Origin of the sequence: Sphingobium fluminis (genome assembly GCF_037723805.1) — a bacterium.
GTDB lineage: Bacteria > Pseudomonadota > Alphaproteobacteria > Sphingomonadales > Sphingomonadaceae > Sphingobium.
Map to the genome: position 1 here is coordinate 180848 of NZ_JBBJUK010000002.1, position 23044 is coordinate 203891.

20 protein-coding genes, 1 riboswitch and 1 other annotated feature are annotated in these 23044 nt (G+C 63.3%); of the genes, 6 read left to right on the forward strand and 14 right to left on the reverse strand.

Going from position 1 to position 23044, the window contains the following annotated elements:
* Nucleotides 1-104 precede the first annotated feature (104 nt).
* Entirely contained in the window at nucleotides 105-296 is a 192-nt protein-coding gene (locus WG907_RS06995) for a peptidoglycan-binding protein (RefSeq protein ID WP_340232470.1), read from the forward strand.
* Between the two features lie 623 nt (nucleotides 297-919).
* On the opposite strand, the gene WG907_RS07000 is transcribed toward WG907_RS06995, so the two are convergent.
* A protein-coding gene (locus WG907_RS07000; RefSeq protein ID WP_445326789.1) for an IS3 family transposase occupies nucleotides 920-2103 on the reverse strand; the annotation gives its coding sequence in 2 pieces (ribosomal slippage) (nucleotides 920-1860 and nucleotides 1860-2103; 1185 coding nt in all).
* Nucleotides 1751-1867, reverse strand: a sequence feature (AL1L pseudoknot). Its footprint overlaps the gene before it by 117 nt.
* On the opposite strand from WG907_RS07000, the gene WG907_RS18210 reads away from it, so the two are divergent.
* A complete protein-coding gene (locus tag WG907_RS18210) occupies nucleotides 2102-2248 on the forward strand; it encodes an alpha/beta hydrolase domain-containing protein (RefSeq protein WP_445326780.1) in 147 nt (48 codons plus the stop codon). The two genes, WG907_RS07000 and WG907_RS18210, sit on opposite strands and share 2 nt — an antisense overlap.
* A 604-nt stretch (nucleotides 2249-2852) precedes the next feature.
* On the opposite strand, the gene WG907_RS07005 is transcribed toward WG907_RS18210, so the two are convergent.
* Nucleotides 2853-4199: a serine hydrolase domain-containing protein gene (locus tag WG907_RS07005; protein ID WP_340232029.1), complete on the reverse strand. Its 1347-nt coding sequence runs from the start codon at nucleotides 4197-4199 to the stop codon at nucleotides 2853-2855.
* A gap of 259 nt (nucleotides 4200-4458) precedes the next feature.
* Here WG907_RS07005 and WG907_RS07010 point away from each other — a divergent pair, with 259 nt between their 5' ends.
* The 4 genes from WG907_RS07010 to WG907_RS07025 are packed head-to-tail and all read left to right on the forward strand — an operon-like array spanning nucleotide 4459 to nucleotide 8017.
* Nucleotides 4459-6438, forward strand: coding sequence for a Tad domain-containing protein (locus WG907_RS07010; RefSeq protein ID WP_340232030.1), 1980 nt, complete (start codon nucleotides 4459-4461; stop codon nucleotides 6436-6438).
* The gene (locus WG907_RS07015; RefSeq protein ID WP_340232031.1) at nucleotides 6435-7052 is read left to right on the forward strand and encodes a TadE/TadG family type IV pilus assembly protein; all 618 of its coding nucleotides are present in this window, start codon (nucleotides 6435-6437) and stop codon (nucleotides 7050-7052) included. Before WG907_RS07010 ends, WG907_RS07015 begins: the two co-directional genes overlap by 4 nt.
* Nucleotides 7049-7699, forward strand: coding sequence for a TadE/TadG family type IV pilus assembly protein (locus WG907_RS07020; RefSeq protein WP_340232032.1), 651 nt, complete (start codon nucleotides 7049-7051; stop codon nucleotides 7697-7699). Before WG907_RS07015 ends, WG907_RS07020 begins: the two co-directional genes overlap by 4 nt.
* Nucleotides 7700-7714: 15 nt before the next feature.
* A complete protein-coding gene (locus WG907_RS07025; protein WP_340232033.1) occupies nucleotides 7715-8017 on the forward strand; it encodes a hypothetical protein in 303 nt (100 codons plus the stop codon).
* Between the two features lie 446 nt (nucleotides 8018-8463).
* On the opposite strand, the gene WG907_RS07030 is transcribed toward WG907_RS07025, so the two are convergent.
* The 12 genes from WG907_RS07030 to murB all read right to left on the reverse strand — a co-directional run bounded on the left by WG907_RS07030 (nucleotide 8464) and on the right by murB (nucleotide 23037).
* Nucleotides 8464-9108 carry a DUF938 domain-containing protein gene (locus tag WG907_RS07030; RefSeq protein WP_340232034.1) on the reverse strand — a complete coding sequence of 215 codons (645 nt, stop codon included), beginning with the start codon at nucleotides 9106-9108 and terminating at the stop codon, nucleotides 8464-8466.
* Nucleotides 9105-10682, reverse strand: coding sequence for an aminomethyl-transferring glycine dehydrogenase subunit GcvPB (gcvPB, locus tag WG907_RS07035; protein WP_340232035.1), 1578 nt, complete (start codon nucleotides 10680-10682; stop codon nucleotides 9105-9107). The genes WG907_RS07030 and gcvPB overlap by 4 nt, the downstream gene beginning before the upstream one ends.
* Nucleotides 10679-12037, reverse strand: coding sequence for an aminomethyl-transferring glycine dehydrogenase subunit GcvPA (gene gcvPA / locus WG907_RS07040; protein WP_340232036.1), 1359 nt, complete (start codon nucleotides 12035-12037; stop codon nucleotides 10679-10681). Before gcvPA ends, gcvPB begins: the two co-directional genes overlap by 4 nt.
* Before the next feature lie 47 nt (nucleotides 12038-12084).
* Entirely contained in the window at nucleotides 12085-12456 is a 372-nt protein-coding gene (gene gcvH / locus WG907_RS07045; protein WP_340232037.1) for a glycine cleavage system protein GcvH, read from the reverse strand.
* Nucleotides 12457-12481: 25 nt separating this feature from the next.
* The gene (gcvT, locus tag WG907_RS07050; RefSeq protein WP_340232038.1) at nucleotides 12482-13630 is read right to left on the reverse strand and encodes a glycine cleavage system aminomethyltransferase GcvT; all 1149 of its coding nucleotides are present in this window, start codon (nucleotides 13628-13630) and stop codon (nucleotides 12482-12484) included.
* A 172-nt stretch (nucleotides 13631-13802) separates the two neighbouring features.
* Nucleotides 13803-13903: riboswitch (glycine riboswitch) on the reverse strand.
* A gap of 127 nt (nucleotides 13904-14030) precedes the next feature.
* A complete protein-coding gene (locus WG907_RS07055; protein WP_340232039.1) occupies nucleotides 14031-15197 on the reverse strand; it encodes a deoxyguanosinetriphosphate triphosphohydrolase in 1167 nt (388 codons plus the stop codon).
* Nucleotides 15198-15206: 9 nt separating this feature from the next.
* Nucleotides 15207-17192 (reverse strand): tetratricopeptide repeat protein, encoded by a 1986-nt coding sequence (locus WG907_RS07060; protein WP_340232040.1) that lies wholly within the window; start codon nucleotides 17190-17192, stop codon nucleotides 15207-15209.
* 112 nt (nucleotides 17193-17304) lie between these two features.
* A complete protein-coding gene (gene ftsZ, locus WG907_RS07065; RefSeq protein ID WP_340232041.1) occupies nucleotides 17305-18738 on the reverse strand; it encodes a cell division protein FtsZ in 1434 nt (477 codons plus the stop codon).
* A 109-nt stretch (nucleotides 18739-18847) separates the two neighbouring features.
* A complete protein-coding gene (gene ftsA, locus WG907_RS07070) occupies nucleotides 18848-20134 on the reverse strand; it encodes a cell division protein FtsA (RefSeq protein WP_340232042.1) in 1287 nt (428 codons plus the stop codon).
* Nucleotides 20135-20137: 3 nt separating this feature from the next.
* On the reverse strand, nucleotides 20138-21082 hold the full coding sequence (locus WG907_RS07075) for a cell division protein FtsQ/DivIB (protein WP_340232043.1): 945 nt from the start codon (nucleotides 21080-21082) through the stop codon (nucleotides 20138-20140).
* Nucleotides 21075-22034, reverse strand: coding sequence for a D-alanine--D-alanine ligase (locus WG907_RS07080; RefSeq protein WP_340232044.1), 960 nt, complete (start codon nucleotides 22032-22034; stop codon nucleotides 21075-21077). The genes WG907_RS07075 and WG907_RS07080 overlap by 8 nt, the downstream gene beginning before the upstream one ends.
* Nucleotides 22035-22158: 124 nt before the next feature.
* Complete coding sequence (murB, locus tag WG907_RS07085; protein WP_340232472.1) at nucleotides 22159-23037, reverse strand: UDP-N-acetylmuramate dehydrogenase; 879 nt, start codon at nucleotides 23035-23037, stop codon at nucleotides 22159-22161.
* Nucleotides 23038-23044: the final 7 nt, after the last annotated feature.

Genomic DNA, 23044 nt, shown 5'->3' on the forward strand with positions numbered 1-23044 from the left:
GCATGAAGACGACGGGAAAGCGGTATTCGGCGGAGTTCAAGGCGAAGGTGGCATTGGAGGCAATCCGTGGCGATCTAACGCTGGCGGAGCTGGGCGCCACCGCGATCGTTCGTCGTGTTCAGATCGGTCTCCTCGGGCATGGGAGCTATTGGGGGACGATTGACGGCCACGTGGGGCCGGAAACCCGTGCGGCGCTGCGAGAGTTCCAAAAATTACACGACCTGAAGGTTACCGGCACAATCACGCCACAAGCGCGCGATGCTCTGAAAATCGCTATTAAAAAAGTTCGGTTATAAACCAAATCCACCGATTAGTATGACCTAGGCGGCGTGGACAAAATAGTTTGCGGATCAGGGCATTGCCGTTGATCGATTGCACTGCCCTGCGTATTCGATAGAGTGGGTTGCGATGAATATCGTTCACGCCTCTCTTTTTCTCCCTGTTTTGGTGGCTTGTGCACCAAGTAACTCCAGTGGCGATGCGGTCAGTTTGCTTGCGACGAAGCTGTCGGAGGAAGGTGGGCGCAGGATGGCGCTTGATGATCGCGAAAGATATCTTGCCTGTGGCACGACAGCACTTTCGAGGGTGCCGACGGAAAGAGTCATCGCGGCTCTAAATGCTACGGACGCTCCATCACGATGGACTATACTCGGAACCGACGTGCTTGATAACTATGTGCGTGAATGCCGGAAGGTCGATCTCCAGCGCACTTCGACTCGGAAACCGTAGTTGACGAGGCTTTCGTCGGTTGATTCAAGGCTGCTTTTTGGAGGCAGGCTTGAGCAGAGGCGATCTCACTGAGACAGAATGGCGTGTTCTGAAGGACTTGTTGCCCATTGAGCCTGAGAACCGTAGTCGAGGCAGGCCGCCTGAGCAGAACTGAACCGCACCGGGTCTGCCGGAGGCGTTGGGTTGTGAGTCACGCCACCATATCGAGATTGCTCGCGGCAGCATAATATTGATCTTCGGCTTCGGCAGGCGGGATGTTGCCGATAGGCTCCAGCAGCCGACGATGGTTGAACCAGTCGACCCATTCGAGCGTGGCATATTCGACGGCTTCGAAGCTGCGCCACGGTCCACGCCTGTGGATTACCTCGGCCTTGTAAAGGCCGTTGATCGTCTCGGCCAAAGCGTTGTCGTAGCTGTCGCCGACGCTGCCAACCGAGGGTTCGATCCCGGCTTCGGCGAGGCGCTCGGTGTACTTGATGGACACGTATTGCGACCCACGGTCGCTATGATGGATGAGGCCGCCCCGATGGGTCGGCCGGCGATCATGAAGCGCCTGTTCCAGGGCATCGAGGACGAAGCTGGCATGGGCCGTCCTGCTGGCCCGCCAGCCCACGATCCGCCTGGCATAGGTATCGATGACGAAGGCGACGTAGACGAACCCAGCCCAGGTCGCGACGTAGGTGAAGTCCGACACCCACAGCATGTTCGGCGCTGGTGCATAGAACCGGCGGTTGACGTGATCGAGCGGGCATGGTGCCGCCTTGTCGCTGATGGTGGTGCGCACCGGCTTGCTCCGGATCACCCCTGCCAAGCCCATCTCGCGCATCAGCCGAGCGACCGTACAGCGGGCGACGGACACACCCTCCCGCATCATCTGACGCCAAACCTTGCGCACACCGTAGACCGCGAAGTTCTCGGCGAACACGCGCGCGATCTCCGGCTTGAGGGCCGCATCCTGCCGCGCTCGTGCCGACAGGCGTGTCGGATCCTGTCGCTGCGCGACGCGCTCGTGGTAAGTGGATGGGGCGATCGGCAGGACGCGGCAGATCGGCTCGACCCCATAGGCATCGCGGTGATCGTCGATGAAGGCGATCATCGCCGGAACGGGCGGTCGAGCTCCGCCTGCGCAAAATATGCCGACGCTTTGCGGAGAATCTCGTTGGCCTGCCGCAGCTCGCGGACCTCGCGCTCCAGCGCCTTCACCTTGTCGGCGACCTCGGTCGGGACGCCAGCGCGCTTGCCGCTATTGACCTCTGCCTTCTTTACCCACTCGTGCAGCGTGTAGGCCGAGCAGCCGACCTTACCCGAGATCGACACCACCGCCGCCCATCGTGACGGGTGATCCCGCTCGTGGTCGAATACCCCAGACCAAATGTGCCAGCGCTATGGGTCGCCACAGAATTACGTAGCAAAGGTCACGGCGGTCACGCGCTTGGCGCAGTCCAATGGATTCCTGATCGCGTCCGACGCTGATAGGACCATAGCTGATGCCAAGCGGCTGAACTTCGCCTGCCACTAGGAAGCAGCTGCACCACAGAGAGACAACGGTAAACCTCGTATCACTTACGACGTGCCTCCACTATTGCGGGCACGTCGTAGGATTCTTGACCTTGTCATTCGCCGGACGTTGCTCTTCCTAAGCGATACCAGCTAAAGCCGTCCTTTTTGAAGATGCCTCCTTTACACATTGGAGCAAGTTAAGAACGGTGAACGCCAATGTTGGTAAGATCCCTCGTTCTGATATCGCCTCGCACTCGAGCTAGAGCGACAGCACGTTTCCGACCAAAAAACTTGGGTGAGTTTTGGGTGAAATAGCGTTCATTCGCGACCAAAAACATGATTTTTCCGAATCTGACTGACAAAAAACCGCAGAATTGCGCCATTTTTCTGTTCTGCGGTTCGTTGACATCGCAGGGGTCGCAAGTTCAATCCTTGCCACGCCCACCATCGAAAAGCCCGTTAGGTCGCAATGACTTAGCGGGCTTTTTGTTGGCCTCGCAAGACCATGTGCAAACGGCATGGAGCCCTTTTCGACAAGCTTGTCTGCGGAAGACGGTGTATTCATGAGGTCACTGATGTGGGTGGCAACCCGATCCTGTGTCGATCGAGATGCTCCCGACCGGTCAGCCCAATGGCGGCGGTGAGCCGACCGCTTCATAAGCCATGCGTTCGAACAGCGGCAGTGCCTCGCGGCTCTTGACGCCGCGACCACCGGCGATCACCGCGCCGGCATTGGGCGTGATCGGTGCGGCCTGCTGAATCAGGTAGATGAGCGTCAGATCCTCGACCGGGTCATTTTCCCACCAGGTGCCCCACAGGCCGGGCCAGCCATAGGAACCCGCACTGCCGTTCGAGATGTTGCTGGCCGTCCGCTCCTGAACGACGGCGACCCCCAGGCCAAAGCCCATGCCTTTCCAGAAGAGCGGCTGACCGATGAACGGATGCTGCCGCTGTGCGGCCGTCAGTCTGTTGGTCCGCATCAAGCGCACGGTTTCGGGCCTCAATATCCGCGCCCGGCCCGAACGGCCGCCATTCTGAAGCATCTGCGCAAACAGCATATAGTCGTCGGCGCAGGAGATCAGGCTGCTGGCGCCCATGAAAATCGGCGGCGTCTTGCCTATATCCTTGGTGATGAAGTCGGACGCCTTCGTCAGCGCGCCCTTGGCCTCATCGAACTGATAAAGCGAGGCAAGCCGGTCGATCTTTGCTGGCGGGACCCAGAAGTCGGTGTCCTTCATCCCGAGCGGCGCGAAGATGCGATCCTTCAGGGAGGCTTGCAGCGTCTTGCGATCGACGCGCTCGATCAGGAAGCCGAGGACGTCGGTCGAGATGCCATATTGCATCCGCTCGCCCGGCTGATAGACCAGCGGCAGCTTGCCTACCGCTGCGAGCCAGGTGTCCGTCGTCCATGGCGTCGATATCCCCCAGCCGATTGCACTGTCATAAGCCTGCGCGATCGGCCCGGTGATAATGCCTGGCAGCGCCAGACCAGATCTGTGCGTCAGCAGATCCTCCACCGTGATGTCGCGTGCGGCAGGGACAGTGTCGTCCAGCGGTCCGTCGGCCTTGCGGAGCACGCGGCGGTTGGCGAGCTCGGGGATCCATTTCCGGATGGGATCGGAGAGTTTGATCTTGCCCTCTTCCAGCAGCATCAGAGCGCCGACCGATGTGACCGGCTTGGTCATGGAGGCGAGGCGGAACAGGGTGTCGCGCTGCATCGGGGATCGCGTCTCGATATCGCGCCAGCCAAGCGCATCGACATGCACAATTTCGCCACGATGACAGACCATCGTGACAATGCCGGCAAGTACGCCCTGGTCGATATAAGCCTGTAATGCAGCGGGAATTCTGTCGAGCCTCGTCTTGTCCAGAGCGGATTTAGCGGGCGTTGCCAAGGCCGGCAAAGCCGCCGTGAAAGGCAAGGCGGCAGTTGCGCCAACCATCTGGCGCCGCGACATTTTCAGGTCCATTCCTATTGCTCCTAATATTATATGGCGCGCGCATTGATCAGGTGCGAGCGCCTTATGCCTTGATTTCAGATCCTGCCGCCCGATGACCCAGCAATCAACATCTAATGAAATGAGGCATAACTCAGGCAGCATGCGCGATGGCTTCCGTCGGATCAGCGACCGGCGCCGGCAAACTAATCTATATTAATTTCGTAAAATCAGCTAGTTAATCACAATTAAACTCTAATCCGATACGGACGCTTCTCTGGAGGAGCGTGTTGTGGGTTTTCTCGGTCGATTGCAAAGCAACCAAGCTGGCAATGTGCTCGTGCTCGTAGCGGCCGGGTTTCTGCCGCTGCTCGGCTTTATCGGCGGCGGGGTCGACATGGCCCGCATCTACCTCGTCAAAACCCGGCTTCAGCATGCATGCGACGCCGGCGCTCTGGCCGGGCGCAAGCAGATGGGCGGCGGTGCCTGGAGCGCGACCAACTACAAGGCGCGCACTACGGCGGAGGGCATCTTCAACATCAACTATGTCAGCGGGTCTTACGGCTCCAGCGGCCTGACCAAAAGCTTCGTCGAAAGTCAGGGCAAGGTGAGCGGCACGGCATCGGTCGTCCTTCCCATGACGATCATGGTTATATTCGGCCAGAGCTCCAAGACCATCAGCGTGGTCTGCGATGCCGAAATGCGCATTCCCAACACCGATGTGATGTTCGTGCTGGACACCACGGGATCGATGGCGTCGACCAATCCGGGCGACAGCGATACGAAGATCAACGGCCTCAAGACCGCGGTGAAATGTTTTTACGAGGCGCTGGCAAAGATCGATACATCCGCCAACTGCGGCACCGATCCCGTCGCAAGCCGCAATAACAGCGTGCAGTTGCGCTTCGGCTTCGTTCCCTATTCCTCCAATGTCAATGTGGGCCGACTGCTCCTCAACGAATGGATGGTCGATGCCGCCGACTATCAGTCGCGGCAGGCGAAAACCACAGGCGGCGGCAATGCCGACGGATATAAGGAAGGCAAGGAGCAGGTCGTTTCGACCCAGCAGGTTCCTTACAGCATGACCTACAGCGCGTGGGAAAATTTCGGGAGTCCGGGCGGCAGTAGCTGCACCGGCAAGATTCCGGCCGATAATATCGAAATGACCGGTACAGAAGGCGCGCCCTATGATCAAACGACCACCGCCAGCGGCGCGGACCGGGTCGTCGGATGGTCCACCAATCAGGATGGTCGGGCCTATAATTATCAGGGTGTGATGGTCAGCGGCAAATGCCAGATCCAGCGCCGGTACATCAGCGGCTATCTCAAGCGCCTATATCAGCGCACCGACTCCTCCACCTTCAAGGAGTGGGAATATGACCAGCATAGCTTCGACGTCAGCGGCCTGAAGGCGGGCGGCGGCAATTGGAACGCGGGAATCATGGCCGATGTCGGGCCCTATGGCAAAAATGCGACGATCGCGTGGGACGGCTGTATCGAGGAACGGCAGACGTTCCAGAACATGGACGACAATCCGGTTGGCGAGTTCAGTCCCGTGCCGGCCAGCGCCTATGACATGAACATCGATATGCTGCCCACCAGCGCAGACGCCACCAGATGGCGGCCCCTATTGCCCGACCTCGTTTGGGGTCGCTATGACAAGAACGGGAACTGGACAACGGCAAAGGTCAAGACGACGAGCGACCTCAGCCGCAACTACACCTATGCCTGCCCCGCGCCCGCGAGCAAGCTGCAAACCTATTCAGGCGCGAGCGCCTTCGAAACCTATGTGAACTCGCTTTATCCCAACGGGAACACCTATCATGATATCGGGCTGCTCTGGGGCGCGCGGCTCTTGTCGCCGACCGGACTTTTCGCGTCCGAAAACGCCTTCACCCCTGCCGGCGGAGAGATTGAACGTCATATCGTCTTCATGACGGACGGCGACACCGTCACCAATGCTCAGGGCTACACGGCACATGGCGTCGCCTGGTGGGACCGGCGGCAGACGCGCAGCAATGCAGCACCCAGCGATACCCTCCTCACCGCCGTCGTCAATGAACGCACCAAGGCGCTCTGTTCGGCGATCAAGGCAAAGAACATCACGCTCTGGGTCGTTTCCTTCGGCACGGGTGTGAGTTCGGGCGCACAGGCGCTGCTGCAATCCTGCGCATCCCCCAATCGCTTCTATACGGCCGCGAACAGCGCGACGCTCACCTCGAATTTCCAGCAGATCGCGGACGAAATTTCGCAGCTCAGGCTCACCAAATGAGCCGCAGATCCACCCGCTTGCACGCTCTCGCCACGGACGAGCGCGGCGCTACCTTGATCGAGTTCGGATTGATCTCGACGCTGCTGGTGACGACTTTGCTGGGGTTCATGGACCTGGGCCACAGTCTGTACATGCAGTCCGTGCTGCAAGGCGCGGTCCAGAAAAGCGCCCGCGACGCTACGCTGGAAAGCGGCAAGGCCGAAGCACAACAATCGGCGCTGGACGACACGGTGCGCGACAAGGTCAGGCATCTGGCGGCCAATTCCACTGTCGACATTTCCCGTCGCTATTTCCGCGATTTTACCAAGGCGGCACAGGCCACCGCCGAACCTTATCAGGACATCAACGCCAATGGCCGTTGTGACGCCGCCGAGCCTTTTCAGGATAACAACCGGAACACCGTCTGGGATGCCGATGGCGGCGATAATGGCCAGGGTGGTGCAAAGGATGACGTCGTCTACACAGTGCGGATCACCTATCCCCGACTGTTTCCGATCGCCAAACTGGTGGGCCTGCCCGCCAATGTGACGGTGGAGGCGCGGACAGTGCTCGAAAACCAGCCCTTCGGCGAACAGGGCTCGAACGGTGCACCCATCGTAGGGAATTGTTCATGACCAGCGCCCGGTTTATTCGCGCGCTCTTCACCAGTGCTCGCGCCGTGGCGGCCGTCGAATTCGGACTGACTCTTCCATTGATGACTGCCGTCGCCTTCACGGGTGCCGAGCTTACCAGCTATGTGACGACCAAAATGCGCGTCAGCCAGCTGGCGCTGCATGTCGCCGACAACGCCGCACGGATCGGATCGGGCACGGTGCTGGCGAACAAGCAGATTACCGAAGCGCAGATCAACGACCTGCTGACAGGCGCCGGGTTGCAAGGCGGACGGCTAGACCTGTACGGCAACGGCCGGGTCATCCTGAGCAGCCTCGAGCCAGTGGCCAATCCCAATCCCACCAATCGCTACCGTATTCGCTGGCAGCGATGCCGGGGTGCGAAAATCTGGCCATCGAGCTATGGCCGGGGCGGAGACACCAATCTGACCGGCATCACGGTCAGCGGCCAACTGGCGACCGCGCCTGACGACGGCGCGCTGATGTTCGTCGAAATTTCGTACAACTATCAACCTCTTATCGCCAGGCTGTTCATTCCCCAGTCTCAAATCACGGCCATCGCCGCCATGACGGTGCGGGATCAGCGCGATTATGGCGGAGGCACCAACGGCATCTATAATAATGAAAATGTCGTGCCGTCGACATGTTGAGGGGAAGCGGTCGTCATGGATAAGCTGATCTGCGTTGCGCTTGGTCTGGCATTGATCGTCGCTGCGCTAGGCGAGAGGACCATGACAGCGCCAGACGACGGGCAGCCAACAGGCGGGGCGATGATGTCCGCCGGGCAACGGCCCGCCTCCACTTTTACACAGGGGGACGGGGAACCGGGCCGTTATGCGGCGCTGGCCCCGGCCGCCGCGGACGCAGGCATCCCGCTAGTCAATCCCATTCCGGCTGCAAGCATGTTATCGGGCAGAGTCATCACCGATCGATTCCAGCCCGATCCCGCGTCCGGCACGCAACCGTGAAAATTGGCGATAGCAACAGCGCCGGCTGATCAAATATAGAACTTCCATGGTAGTTGGCCGTTACGCTTGACGGTTTCGACGGCGCGCCCCGGGTCGGGCGAAAAGGTCAATCATGTCTTCATCATAACGCCATGGGAGCGGATCAAAGTGGCTCTGAAGCCCGGCATCTGGCGGAAAATTGAAGTGACCCTTCCTCCGCTGGTCACCACAACCACGGTGGACATCGAGATCGTGACCTTCGAACACTGGTTCCCGGCCGAAGAATGTGGCAGCACCGATCATCGTTGCCTGGGCATATTAGTGATGGAATCGGGAGCGGCGAACGATCATATTGCGCCTTGGCGAGAAAATGTCCCGCTGGATAAAGCAGACGAGGCGCGGCTGGCGGATTCCGCTATCGGGCGCCCGCACCGTTGGTCGACTGGTAGCTCGGCGTCGGGCCTTACTTACATAGGACGAAAAGACAGCGTCAGATTATTGGCTGGCATGTCGTGGACGGTTGCCAGGACGAACCCCGTCGATCGGGCCAGTTCGCTGACATTTTCCAGCGAGCGGATTCCCCACTGGGCGTTCCGCGCCCGCAAACTCTCGTCAAATGCCAGATTGCTGGGCGCGGTCGGATAACCCTTGCGAAAATAGGGTCCGTAAAGGATCAGCGGCGCGCCCTTCTGAAGGAGCTTCGCGCTCTGCACGAACAGCCCGACCGTCGCTTCCCACTGGCTGATATGCACCATGTTGATACACAGGATCGCGTCAGCGCTCGCCACTGGCCAGGTGTCGCCTGTGGCATCGAGCAGGATCGGCTGCCGCAAATTGGGCAGCTTTGCCTCTTCCTGCCAGGCGGCGATCGACGCCAGCGCATCCGGATCGGGATCGCTTGGTTGCCAGGTAAGGCCGGGTAGCGCCCGCGCAAAGGCGACGGCATGTTCGCCACTCCCGCTTGCCACCTCCAGCACCAGCCCCGACGGCGGCAGCACGTCGCGCAAGACAGCGAGGATCGCGTCGCGGTTGCGCCTGGTGGCCGGCGCATGCCGCTTATCGTCCGAACCTGGGCCAGCAGAAGATAACCAGGGTTTAGAGGCTTGCGTCACTCCGCAGCCTGCGCGAGCGCCGGCTGGGTCCAGGTCAGCACGGGCTTCCGCGCCGCCAGGGTCTCGTCAAGTCGCCGCCGTGGCGCATGATAGGGCGCACCCTTGAGCGCCTCGTCCCCGGCCTTGGCCCGCTCGGCGAGGCTGCGCAGCGCCATGATGAACTGGTCGAGCGCCGCCTTGCTCTCGGTCTCGGTCGGTTCGACCAGCATCGCGCCATGGACGACCAGCGGAAAATACATGGTCATCGGGTGAAAACCCTCGTCGATCAGCCCCTTGGCGATGTCGAGCGTGGTGAAGCCTTCCGCCAGCCCCTTGTCGCTGAACAGCGCCTCATGCATGCACGGGCCGCTCGTCCCGAACGGCGCGTCCAGCACATCGTCCAGGCTGCGCAGGATATAGTTCGCGTTCAGCACCGCATCGCCCGCGACCTGCCGCAGCCCGTCCGCACCGTGGCTCAGGATATAGGCGAGCGCGCGCGTGAACATGCCCATCTGGCCATGGAAGGCGACCATGCGGCCGAACGTGCCGGCATGATGATCGCCGGCCGTTTCCTCCTCGATCAGGACGAACTGGTCACCCTGCTTCTCGACGAAAGGCAATGGCGCGAACGGGGCCAGCGCCTCGCTCAGCACCACCGGGCCGGATCCGGGCCCGCCGCCGCCATGGGGGGTCGAAAAAGTCTTGTGCAGATTGATGTGCATCGCATCGACGCCAAGGTCGCCCGGACGCACGCGCCCCACGATGGCGTTGAAATTCGCCCCGTCGCAATAAACCAGCGCGCCAGCCGCATGCACGGCGTCCGCGATCTTCTTCATGTCGCGCTCGAACAGGCCGCAGGTATTGGGGTTGGTGATCATCACCGCTGCGACGTCGGGACCAAGCCGGGCCTCCAGCGCCGCGAGATCGACGCGCCCTTCAGGCGTCGCTGGAATATCCTCCACCTTATAGCCGCAAAAGGCAGCCGTGGCCGGGTTCGTGCCATGGGCACTTTCGGGCACCAGCACCACCGAGCGCGCATCGCCGCGCGCCTCCAGCGCGGCGCGGATCGCGAGCAGACCGCACAGTTCGCCATGCGCCCCCGCCTTGGGACTCATCGCAACGCTGTGCATGCCGGTCAGGGTGATCAGCCACTGCGCCAATTCATGAATGACCGCGAGCGCGCCCTGCGTGGTGGATTGGGGGGCGAGCGGGTGCAGGTCGGCAAAGCCCGGCATCCGCGCGACCTTCTCGTTCAGGCGCGGATTATGCTTCATCGTGCAGGACCCTAGCGGAAACAGGCCGAGGTCGATCGCATAATTCTGGCGGGACAGCCGGGTATAGTGACGCACCGTTTCCTGTTCTGACAGGCCGGGCAAACCGATCGGCGCCCGGCGCGCGAGGCCGCCCAAGCGACTGGCGACCTGCGGCGCATCGGCAAAATCGACCCCGGTGGTTTCAACCGAGCCGATCTCGAAGATCAGCGCTTCTTCCAGCATCAGCGCACGGTTGCCCGTCGCCGTGGCGGGAGCCATATGTGCTTGACCAACAGGCATGGGGGCGGGTGCGGTCGGACGACCTTCCTTCAGCATGGTCATGCCAGTTCCTCCTCAAGCGCTATCGCAAAGGCTTCGACATCTTCCGGCGTCACCATCTCCGTGACCGCCACGACCAGCCCGTTGCCGATCGCGGGCGCATCGGGGAACAGCCGCCCCAGGGACACCCCGCCCAGCACCTGTCTATCGGCCAGGTTGCGCACCACGTCGCGCGCATCTTTGCTCAGCACCAGCGTGAACTCGTTGAAGAAACCATCGTTCATCACGGTCACGCCGGGCACCTTGGCCAGCCGCTCCGCAGCCTGCACCGCATAGCCATGATTCAGCGCGGCGAGGTTACGTAAACCAGCCTCGCCCAGCAGGGTCATGTGAATGCTGAACGCCAGTGCACACAGGCCCGAATTGGTGCAAATGTTCGATGTCGCCTTTTCGCGGCGGATATGCTGCTCACGGGTCGAGAGCGTCAGCACGAAGCCACGCTTGCCAGCCGCGTCGACCGTCTCGCCGCACAGCCGGCCTGGCATCTGGCGGACATATTTCTGCTTGCACGCGAACAGGCCGAGATATGGCCCGCCAAACTGCAGGCCTACGCCGATCGATTGCCCCTCGCCCACGACGATGTCCGCGCCCATCTCTCCCGGCGGGATCAGCGCGCCCAGCGCCACCGGCTCGGTCACCACCGCGACCAGCAGCGCGCCCGCCGCATGGGCCGCCTCGGCCAACGGAGTCAGGTCGGATATCCGCCCCAATATATCGGGATATTGCACGACGACGCAGCTCGTTTCCTTGTCGATCCCCGCGATCAGCGCGTCGATATCGCTGGCGGCCTCCAGCGTGGGCGCTTCATGCGTCAAACTGTCGCCGGTGAACTTAGCCATCGTCCTGGCCACCGACACATAATGCGGGTGCAGGCCCGACGACAGGATCGCCTTGGTCCGCTTCGTGATCCGCCGCGCCATGCCGATCGCTTCCCAGCAGGCGGTCGACCCATCGTACATCGAGGCATTGGCGACATCGCAGCCGAGCAGCCGTGCCACCTGGGTCTGGAACTCGAACAGGACCTGCAACGTGCCCTGCGCGATTTCCGGCTGATAGGGCGTATAGGCGGTCAGAAACTCGCCGCGCTGGATCAGATGATCCACGCTCGCGGGCACATGGTGACGATAGGCACCGGCCCCCAGAAAGAAGGGCGCTTCCCCCGCCGACAGGTTCTTGCGCGCCAGCGCCGCCATATGACGTTCGACCGCCAGCTCGCTGGCATGGTCGGGCAGGCCCGCAATCTGTTCACCAAGCCGCGCTTCGACGGGCACATCGATGAACAGATCGTCGATCGACGCCGCGCTGATGACGGACAGCATGTCCTGCCGGTCGCTGTCGGTAAGAGGTAGGTAGCGCATATTCCAATGTCTCCCCCCTCCCCCGTCAAGGGAGGGGCCATGCTAACTTAAAGCGCAGCCACGAATTTCTTGTAGGCGGCCTCGGTCATCAATCCTTCCAGCTCGGACGGATCGGCGATGCGCAGCTTGAAGAACCAGCCATCCTCTTCGGGATCGCTATTGACCAGGGCGGGCTCGTCTTCGAGCGCGCCATTGGCCTCTACGACTTCGCCCGAAATCGGCGCATAGACGTCGGACGCGGCTTTTACCGATTCCACTACGGCAGCGTCGTCGCCCTTGTCGAAATTCGCGCCTTCGGCCGGCAGTTCGACGAACACGATGTCTCCCAATTGCTCCTGCGCGTAATCGGTGATGCCGACGGTGGCGATCTCGCCCTCGACATCGATCCATTCATGTTCGTCGGTGAAAAAACGGCTCATGACATTACCCCTCGTTTCCAATGACTCATTTGCGACGATAGCGATGCGGCACGAACGGCATGGCCGCGACCTTGGCGGCGATACGCTTGCCCCGCACCTCGATGTGCAGCGGCGTGCCGGTGGCGGCATGAGGGGTGCTGACCCATCCCATGGCGATCGGCGCACCCACGCTCGGGGCGAAACCGCCCGATGTGACTTCGCCGACCAGCACGTCGCCAGCGTAGATGAGCGCGCCCTCGCGCGCGGGCAACCGCCCTTCGATACTCAGCCCCACGCGCTTTGCGCCGGGCCCTTCGGCCAGTTCGCGCGTGACGCGGGCATGGCCGATGAAACCGCCCTCCTCGCGCCGCCGTTTGCCGACCGCGAAGCCCAGGTCCGCGCCGATGGCGCTGACCGACGGCATGATATCGTGGCCGTACAGCGGCAGCCCCGCCTCCAGCCGTAGCGAATCGCGCGCGCCCAGCCCGACCGGCCTGACCTGCGGCAGGGCGCACAGGGCGTCGGCCAGCGCCTCGGCGGCGTCGCCGGGGATGCTGATTTCAAACCCGTCCTCGCCGGTATAACCCGAACGGCTGATCCACAGGCTGACACCCTGCCATTCGAACAGGCCGCATTGCATGAACAGTAGATCGGCAGTGCCGGGAACCAGCATCGCCAGCGCCTCGCCCGCTTCCGGCCCTTGCAATGCCAACAGCGCCTGATCGGCCATATGGTTCATCACGACCGCGTCGGGCAGATGTTCGATCATCCAGACGATATCGTCATATTTGGTCGCGCCGTTGACGACCATATAGATGGCTGCGTCGTCGAACGCGCCATCCCCCGGTCGCGCCAGCATCAGATCGTCGAGGATTCCGCCTTCTTCGTCCAGCAGCATCGAGTAGCGCTGACGGAAAGGCTTCAACCCCTTGATATCGGCCGGGAGCAAATGTTCGAGCGCCTCGTCCACCCCTTCACCGGAAAAGCTCAGCTGGCCCATATGGCTGACGTCGAACAAGCCCGCATGTTCGCGGGTCCAGCTATGTTCAGCCATGATGCCCTCATACTGGATCGGCATATGATAGCCTGCAAAGCCGACCATGCGGGCGCCCTTCGCGCGATGCCACGCGTCGAGCGGCAGATGTTCGAGCGGCAATGTCTCTTCGAGGGTAGCGATGTCGTCAGCGCCGGTCATGGGACGGCCTTTCCGTGAGAGTGTGCAGCAACGACGTCCGGCCTTGTTCAAGGCCGCCTGTTCGTCACCCCCTCTGTCACGGGAACCTGAGAGCTTTGACCAGCGGCAAATGACGCCGCATGGCTTACCCCTTCGGTGGGACGGCTTTTGCCGTCCGCTTTCCAGAGTGCCTACGCGCGATGCGGTCCTTGGGCCTGAGAGATTCCGGGGCGGTTGCTCCTTCGGCGACGGGCTTGGCCTCAAAGGCCGCCCATGCTCTCCCGCATCGTGCCCGACACCGAATCCTCGGCGCCGGAGACGGTTCGTGCATCGCCCAATCGACACGCGGCGTCAATCATGGAGTAGTCATCGCATGCATGGCCAGTTCCCGGCGGGCGAACGCCATGACCCCGATGATGCGTCATTCCATCCAGGCCGGCACTGCCGCCCCGTAAATCTCTGCATGCCGTTTTTCCGCGTAACGATCGGTCATCCCCGCGATGAAGTCGGCGATATGGCGGCTACGGCGCGGCTCGTCCAGCGCGCAGTCGTCCTGCCATTCGCCTGGCATCAGTTGCGGCTCCACTCGATAGGCCCGGAACAGATCGGTCACGACCACGCGCGCCCGGTCCGCGGCCGCGAGCTGGATGGGATGATGATAAAGGGACGCATACATGAAGCGCTTGAGGTCGCGTTCCTGCGCGGCAAGCTCGGGCGAGAATCCCACCAACGGCCTGCCAAGCGCGCGCACATCCGCCACGCTTTCCACCCGCGACGCCGCGATATTGGCCGAAGTCGCGCGCAACAGGTCGTTGGCCATCACACCGATCTGCTCGCGCACCAGCTCGCGCAGCAGCCGGTCCTGCGGCACATCGGGGTAGCGCAGGCGCACTCGGTCCCAGCAGGCCGCGACAAGCGGCAGTTCCAGCAACTGCTCCAGTGTCAGCAACCCTGCGCGCAGCCCGTCGTCGATGTCGTGATTATCATAGGCGATATCGTCGGAAATCGCCGCCAGCTGTGCCTCCAGCGATGCATGGCTGCGCAGATCGAGCGGGAAGAGCGCGTCGATCTCCCGCATCGCCCAGCTTGGCCGCTCGATCGGCCCATTATGCTTGGCCAGCCCCTCCAGCATTTCCCAGCTGAGGTTGAGCCCCCGGAACAGCGGATAGGGGCTTTCCAGCAGCATCAGCGTCCGCAGCGTATGGGCGTTGTGATCGAAGCCGCCCTGTTCTTCCAGCGCAGCCTCCAGCGCATCCTCGCCCGCATGGCCGAACGGCGGATGGCCGATATCATGCGCCAGGCACAGCGCTTCGGTCAGATCTTCGTTGAGACCCAGAGTGCGCGCCATCGTTCGCCCGATCTGCGCGACTTCAAGGCTGTGAGTCAGGCGGACGCGATAATGATCGCCATCGGGCGACACGAACACCTGCGTCTTGTGCCGCAACCGGCGAAAGGCGATCGAATGGATGATCCGATCCCGGTCGCGCTGGAAAATGTCACGCGGCCCACGCTCTTCGCCGCCCGGTTCGGCATGGAGGCGACCGCGGCTGCGGTCGGGATGGCAGGCGTAGGAAGCGAGGCTGGTCATGCCCGCCTCTTACTGACCACCGAGCCTTTCGACCACCTCTCCTGCATCGCTTTGCCAGGCAAAAACATCCGCCCCGGCATCCTTGAGCTTGGCCTCCAGCGTCCTTGCGCGCGCGAAGCTGGTAAACGGGCCGACCAAAAGCCGATTGGTCCGGCCCCAACTCGCCATCCAGCCATCCTGCGGCGCGATCGACTCATATTTGCGCCGCATCGTCTTCAGCGTGAAACCAAGCGCGCCGCGATTGGCCCCCGTACCGATCTGGAGCCAGCTTCGCGCGGGATTGGCGGCGAGCCTGGCTTTTTCCTCAGCCAGCTTTTTGGCCTTGGCATCTGCTTCGGCCTTGGCCTTCGCGGCAGCCGCTTTTTTTATCCGGTCGGCCGCTACCTGACGACCGGTGCGGCGCGCCGCCTGCAACGCGTCCAGTTCGGCCAGATCGACCGCGCCGGCACTTGGCTGACGCTCCGCTTCGGGGACGTCGATGGCGCGGATAATATCGGCCAGGCTGCGAGTCGCGGCGGGATTGGGCTGGGGTGTGGACGAGATGACAGCCGACGCTGCCGGCCCGGTCGCCGGCGCCGAAATCGACCCAGTGACCGGCGACGCGACCGGCCCGGCGACGGGCGGCGCGACCGATACGGGTTGCACGGGCGCTACGGGCGTCGGCACGGGCGCGGATGCCTGGGCGAGCGTGATCGCATTGATCTGGCTCGCGGCGGAAGGCGGCGTTCCCTGCTGAGCTGGCAACGGCGCGGCAGCTGTTTCGACCGATTCGAAACCGGGCGCTGGCGGGCCTTGCATCGGTCGGACCTGCGGCTCGGCGCGCACCGGAGCGGACGCCCGCTCGACCGGCGCCGACGGCGGGGATATCGCTACGGGCTGCGCCGGAGCGGGGGACGGGCGCGGGATCGCAGAGGCTGTATAACCGGCTGCCGAAGGCGATGTCTGAGCCGGGACCGGCGTTACGATTGGCTGGCGTATGGGGGCGGCGGGCGGCACAGGCACAGCTGGCGCTACACGCGGCTGCACGGGCGCGGGCCGTACCGGGGGACTGGCCGCCGCAAGCCGGGTCGCCGCGCGCGCGGCTGCCTTCGCTTCTCTCGCCTGTCGCTGTTCCTCGCGGCGCGTCCGCCAGTCGCTGCGGGCCGTGGCCTTCGGCGTCGCCTGCGCAACCTGCGTCGGGCGTATCTCGATTGCTGGCGCTCCCGGCGCGGCCGGTGTCGGCGTTATCGCAGCGATGGTCGTGCCGATAGTCGCCGGAAAATGCCCGAAATGCACCGCCGCCGCTTTCTGTCCCGCCGTCAGATACGGCATTTTCTGCATATAGGGCGTAATCGCCGCCGCCAGTTGTGCCGGCATGGTCTGCTCGGCGATCTTCTTGGCCTCGACCTGCTTGTTGTTCATCGCCAGGATGAAGGCGCGATATCGCCAGGCCGCCCGATCGCTTTTGTACAGCAATGGCTGCAGCAAGCGCTCCGCCGCATCGACCTGACCGGATATGCCGAGCGAAGCGGCATAACGGCGAACCAGTTCGGCATCGTTGGGCCGCGACCGTAACGCGGCCACATAATCGCGCTGCGCCCCTGCCTGATCACCCGCCATGTCGCGCGCCAGCCCACGGTCGGACAGGATGGTTGCGTCGGGATAACCAAGCCGCCCCGCCTGATCGAACAGGCGAAGCGCTTCAGCCGGGTTCTGCATTTGCAGCATGACCCGCCCCAGCCCCGCCTTGATCCGGCCGTTGCCGCTCTCGATCGCATCCGCCCGTGCGAAAAAGCCGGCGGCGGCGCGCGGATCGTCCAGCGCCAGCGCCGCTTCTCCCGCGCCGATGAGCGCGCTCACATCGCGAGGATTGGCCGCCAGCCGGGCGAGATGGACGTTAAGATCCGTCGCCCCGGACGGCAGAACGAGCTGCGCCTGATCGGACTGCGCCTGAGCACCGCCGCTGGCCAGCAGCAGGGAAGCCAGCATCCATAAGGGAAAGCGTTTCACGACCATGGTTTAGCGGATCATGCCATGAGCATGCAATGAACGGTCCAACGAAGCGCGACCGTCCGCCTGCCTGAGCAGACGAGCCGCCGCGATCGTCGATCCATGGATGCGCGCGTTTCTACTGGTTGTTCTGGCGATTGAGAAAACGCGGGATGTCGAGACCGGGCGCGCCATCGTCAGGTGCCCCGCCCTTTTCCGTTCCCCGGGTCAGGCCGGCCATCCGCTCGAACAGCGTCCCCCCGGTGGCGACACGGGGCGCAGGCGCTGCCGGAACAGGCTGCTCTTCCGCGCTGTCGGAACCCAGAACCAGTTCATCCTGCGAGGGGTCCTCGTCCGAAAAAACGGCTGCCGGGGCTGGCGCGGCAAAGGGAGCCGGCGTCGGTGCCGGAACGGGCGCAGCCGCTTCGACCGGGGCAGGCGCCGGCGCAGCGGGCACGTCGAGTTCCAGCGCTTCGGCCTGCGCCACGGGCGCAGGTTCCGCTGCCGGCGCTGGCGCCGGCCGGGGGGTTGCGGCGGATGGAACTGCAACCGCTGGCCGGTTGGCGAAGCTGAACGGCTGGGTCAGCGGCGCGGCATTGCCGCCCGCATCGCTATCGATCCCGGTGGCGACCACGGACACCCGGATCTTGCCATTAAGGCCATCATTGAACGCGCTGCCCCAGATGATGTTCGCATCGGGATCGACCAGCTCGCGAATATGATTCGCCGCCTCGTCCACTTCCATCAGGCGCATGTCGTCGCCGCCGACGATCGAAACGATCACGCCCTTCGCCCCGCGCATCGACACGCCGTCGAGCAGCGGGTTGGCGATCGCCTTTTCCGCCGCCTGGAGCGCACGGCCATCGCCTTCTGCCTCGCCCGTGCCCATCATCGCCTTGCCCATTTCGCCCATCACCGAACGCACGTCGGCAAAGTCGAGATTGATGAGGCCCGGCATGACCATCAGGTCGGTGATGCCGCGAACGCCCTGCTGCAACACCTCGTCCGCCATCTGGAAGGCTTCCTTGAAGGTAGTGTTGGGGTTCGCGATCAGGAACAGATTCTGGTTCGGGATGACGATCAGCGTATCGACATGCTTTTGCAGCTCTTCGATGCCCGTCTCCGCCGACTTCATGCGACGATTGCCCTCAAAGGTGAAGGGTTTGGTCACGACGCCGACGGTCAGGATGCCGCGATCCCGCGCCGCCTTGGCGATGACGGGCGCCGCGCCCGTGCCCGTGCCGCCGCCCATACCGGCCGCGATGAAGCACATATGCGCGCCTTCCAGCGCCTGTTCGACGGACGCGATGGTCTCTTCCGCCGCCGCCTTGCCGATTTCAGGCCGCGATCCCGCGCCGAGCCCTTCTGTGATCTGCGGGCCCAGCTGGATGCGCCGTTCGGCGGGCGAGGCGTTGAGCGCCTGCGCGTCGGTGTTGGCGACGATGAAGTCCACGCCCTCGACATGGGCGGCGATCATGTTCGCGATGGCGTTTCCGCCTGCACCGCCCACGCCGATGACCGCAATCCGTGGCTTTAGTTCATCCACATGCGGCGGGCTGATCTCGATGCTCATATATTCTTGCTCCCTCCAGCTTCGGCTATGTGAAGCGAAACTGTCATTGAAAGTTAATGCAACAGAAAATGGGGTAATTCACCTACTAATTTCGTTCATAACGCTTCGGTCAGTAGTTTGTTCGCATCGCACGCATCATCCGCTGCCACCAGAGCGGCGCGCCGATACGATGCACCGTTTGCGGCGACGGTGCCATCGCCCGGAGATCAACCGGATTGGATGCGCCATAAAGCGCCAGCCCGGCCAGCGTCGCGAAAGCCGGCCCGCTATGCGCTTCGGGCATGGCCGACAGGCCGCGCGGCCGGCCGATCCGCACGGCGCGGCCCAGCGCACCCTGCGCATAGTCGGCAATCCCCTTGAGTTCCGCACCGCCGCCGGTCAGCACCACCTGCCGCCCGGTCGGCGTGTTGAATCCCATGCCGGCCAGCGCCGCGTTGATTTCCGACATGATCTGGTTGAGCCGCTCGCTGATCACACCCACCAGCGCCGCGCGGGTGATCTTGCCGCCTTCCGCATTGGGGCCGGCCGCCTGTCCCGGTACGGCGACGTCGCCATGGGGCGCGGCGATCTCGATCATCTCGCGAAAATCGCGCCGGTTCTGCATGGCTGATCCGTAGAAACATTTGATCCGCTCGGCCTGGCTGCGGCGAATGCCGAAGGCCGAAGCGATATCGTCGGTAATATCCGAAGCGCCGACGGGAATGGAATGCAACCCGACCAGCATACCGCCGGCGTAAAGCGAGACATTGGTTACACCTGCGCCCAGTTCGACCAGAGCGACGCCCAGATCGCGCTCCTCCTCGGAGAGGCAGGCGAGGCCGGTCGCGATGGGCGAGGCCACGATTGAATTGACGTTGAGATAGGCGCCACGCACGCACAGGTCGAGATTGGCGAGTGGCGCGCCATCGGCCAGCACGACATGAATGTCGACGCCGAGCAGATCGGCATGCATGCCGAGCGGCTTCTTCACCGGCACCCGGCCATTGATCGTGAAGCAGGTCGGCTGGGCATGAAGCACGACGCGTCCGTCCGGATCGATGCCCTGCTGGCCCGTCGTCAGCAGATCGTCGATATCGGCCTGCTCGATGCGATAACCGCTCATGTCGCGCTCGACGGTGACGACATCGCTCACCAGGCTGCCGCCCGAAAAGCTGACCCATACATCCTCGATATTGGTGCCGGCTACCCGCTCCGCCTGCTCCACCGTTTCGCGCACGGCGAGTTCGGTCCGCTCCATATCGGCGATGAAACCGCGCCGCACCCCCCGGCTTTCGCGCTGCCCGGTGCCAAGGATCGCCAGCTCGCCCGTGTCGGTGCGGCCCGCGATCAGCGCGGACACTTTCCACGACCCGATGTCGATCGCGGTGATCAGCTTCTCGACCTTGGGTTGCGCCATCTTTCAGCCGTCCTCGCCCGATGCCACCGATGTGCTGGCGCTTTTGTCGTCGCCGGCAGGCTTATCCTTGGCTTGTCCCTCGGGCAGGCGCAACACGAACCGGTCGGGATCACGCATATCGAACTTGACGATCCCGCGCCCCAGCAATCGATTGACCCCGTCCATCCGGGCGAAGTTCACCAGCGCGGTCGCCGAATCCCTGTCACCTTCCGGCAGCGACAGCGTCTCGCCCGACTGGAACCGCAAGTCCCAGCGCCGATTGCCGACCCAGGTCGCACCGGCCAGCATCGGTTGGAGCGCGGGCGCATTTTCCATCAGCCGGTTGAGCCCGGCGGTCTGGCGGTTGGCATAGGGCCCGACCACCAGCGGCAGATCCGGCATGGCGCTGGCCGATACCGACTGAAGCACCGTTCCCTGCACGTCGATCAGGTGCAGCTGGCCCTCATGCTGCCATACCGCGACCGGCTCGCGTTCCACGATATCAACCACCAGCGTATCGGGCAGACGGCGCGAGATACGCGCATCCTTGACCCAGCCCAGTTGCAGCATCTGCGTCCGGACCTTGGGCAGATCGAGCGCCAGCATCGATCGGTCCACCTGGCCCAGCGCGATATTGTAGACGGGCATTTCATCCATGCGCTCGACACCGCGCACCTCAACCTTCTGGACCTCGAATCCGGCCCGCGCGGCGAGCTGTGCCGCTTCCTGTCTCGCCATGGCCGGAACGCCGAAAAACGCGGCAAAGCCGATCAGGATAGCGCCGACGATGCCGACGATCAGCCAGGTCGCCATCCGCTGCACCGTTGCCTCGCTGACGGGAAGCGCTTCGATCAGGCGGTCGAGCCAGGACTGGCGCTTGAGCGCGCGACCGCGTCCCTGCCCGGCCCGGACCTTCGCCTTGGGCGCGATGCGCGCGGTGCCTCCCCGCCGGATTCGTGCTTCAGCCATGTCCGTTCCCCCCGGAATTGCGTCCTGCCGTCAAGGCATCCTCGACGATCCGCTCGACCAGTTCGGCATAGTCGATGCCCAGCTTCGCCGCCTGCTCGGGCACCAGGCTTAGCGGGGTCATCCCCGGCTGGGTATTGACCTCCAGCAGGAACAGTCCCTCGACACCCTGGCTATCGTCCCAGCGGAAATCGGATCGCGACGCGCCCCTGCATCCCAGCAACTGGTGCGCCCGCAGCGCGATTGCCTTGCAGGCCTGCGTGATCTCGTCGGGAATGTCCGCCGGGCAGACATGTTCGGTCATGCCGTCGGTATATTTGGCGTCGAAATCATAGAAACCGCTTTTGGGCCGCAGTTCCGTCACCAGCAGCGCTTCGTCGCCGAGTACGGCCGTGGTGAGTTCGCGCCCGCGAATATAGGGTTCGGCCAGCAGTTCGGAAAAATCATGCCACGGTCCTGCGACATCACGGCCGATCGGCGAGCCATAATTGCCCTCCTCGGTCACGATCGCGACGCCGACAGAACTGCCCTCATTGACCGGCTTGAGCACATAGGGGCGTGGCAACGGATCGTCCGCATACAGGCTCTCGCTCGCGACGATCCGCCCGCCGGGCATAGGAATGCCGTGCGGCACAAGCGCCTGCTTGGTCAATTGCTTGTCGATCGCGATCACCGATGTGGCGAGCCCCGAATGGGTATAGGTCAACCCCATCAGGTCCATCATGCCCTGAACGGTCCCGTCCTCGCCCGGCACGCCGTGCAGCGCATTGAACACGATGTCCGCCTTCGCCTCCAGCAACCGCGCCGCGACATCGCGATCCATGTCGATCCGCGTCACGCGATGCCCGCGCGATTCCAGCGCCTTGGCCACGCCTTCGCCCGAAGAGAGCGACACCGGCCGCTCCGCCGACCAGCCGCCCATCAGCACGGCGACATGCCAGGGGCCGCGCGTCATGCGGAACGCTCCAGAATGAAGATCGTCATCCCAGCGAAAGCTGGGATCTCGCTGCCTTCGTGGACGAGGGCCGAAGAAAAGTGGGATACCAGCCTTCGCTGGCATGACGTGAAGGGGGCGGAGTTCATTTCAACCCCACCCGCTGGATTTCCCACTCAAGCTCCACGCCGCTCCCGTCCTTCACCCGCCGCCGCACTTCCTCACCCAGCGCCTCGATATCGGAACTGGTCGCGCTGCCTGTGTTCAACAGGAAATTGGTGTGCTTCTCGCTGACCTGCGCGCCGCCCATTTGCATGCCGCGACAGCCCGCCTCGTCCACCAGCGCCCACGCCTTATGTCCGTCCGGATTCTTGAAGGTCGACCCGCCGGTCTTGCTGCGCAGCGGCTGACTTTCCTCACGCGCGGCGGCGATGCGATCCATCTCCGCCTGGATCGCGGCCGGATCGCCCGGTTCGCCGCGAAAGGTCGCGCTTACGACTATCGCGCCATCGGTCAGGGCGGAGTGGCGATAGCTGTAGCCAAGATCGGCGTCGGTCAGCGTCACCTGTTCGCCCGACCGCAGCACGACTTCGCACTCGATCAATATGTCGCTGGTTTCGCGCCCATAAGCCCCGCCGTTCATCCGCACGAAGCCGCCGACCGTGCCGGGGATCGAACGCAGAAACTCCAGACCCGCAATGCCACTGTCGCGCGCGGTCGATGACACGAGAATACCACTCGCCCCGCCGCCGCAGCGCAGCGAGACGTCATCGACCGCCTCCACCCTTGCAAAAGCCTTGCCAAGCCGCACGACGACGCCGGGCACGCCGCCGTCACGGACGATGAGGTTGGACCCCAGCCCCAGCGCCATTACCGGCACCGCCGGATCGATCGCCGCAAAAAAGTCCGACAGATCGTCAGCGTCGGCCGGTTCGAACAGCCATTGCGCCGCACCGCCGCTCTTGAACCAGACGAGCGGCGCGAGTGGCGCATCGGCCGTCAGCTTGCCGCGCACGGACGGCATCGCATTA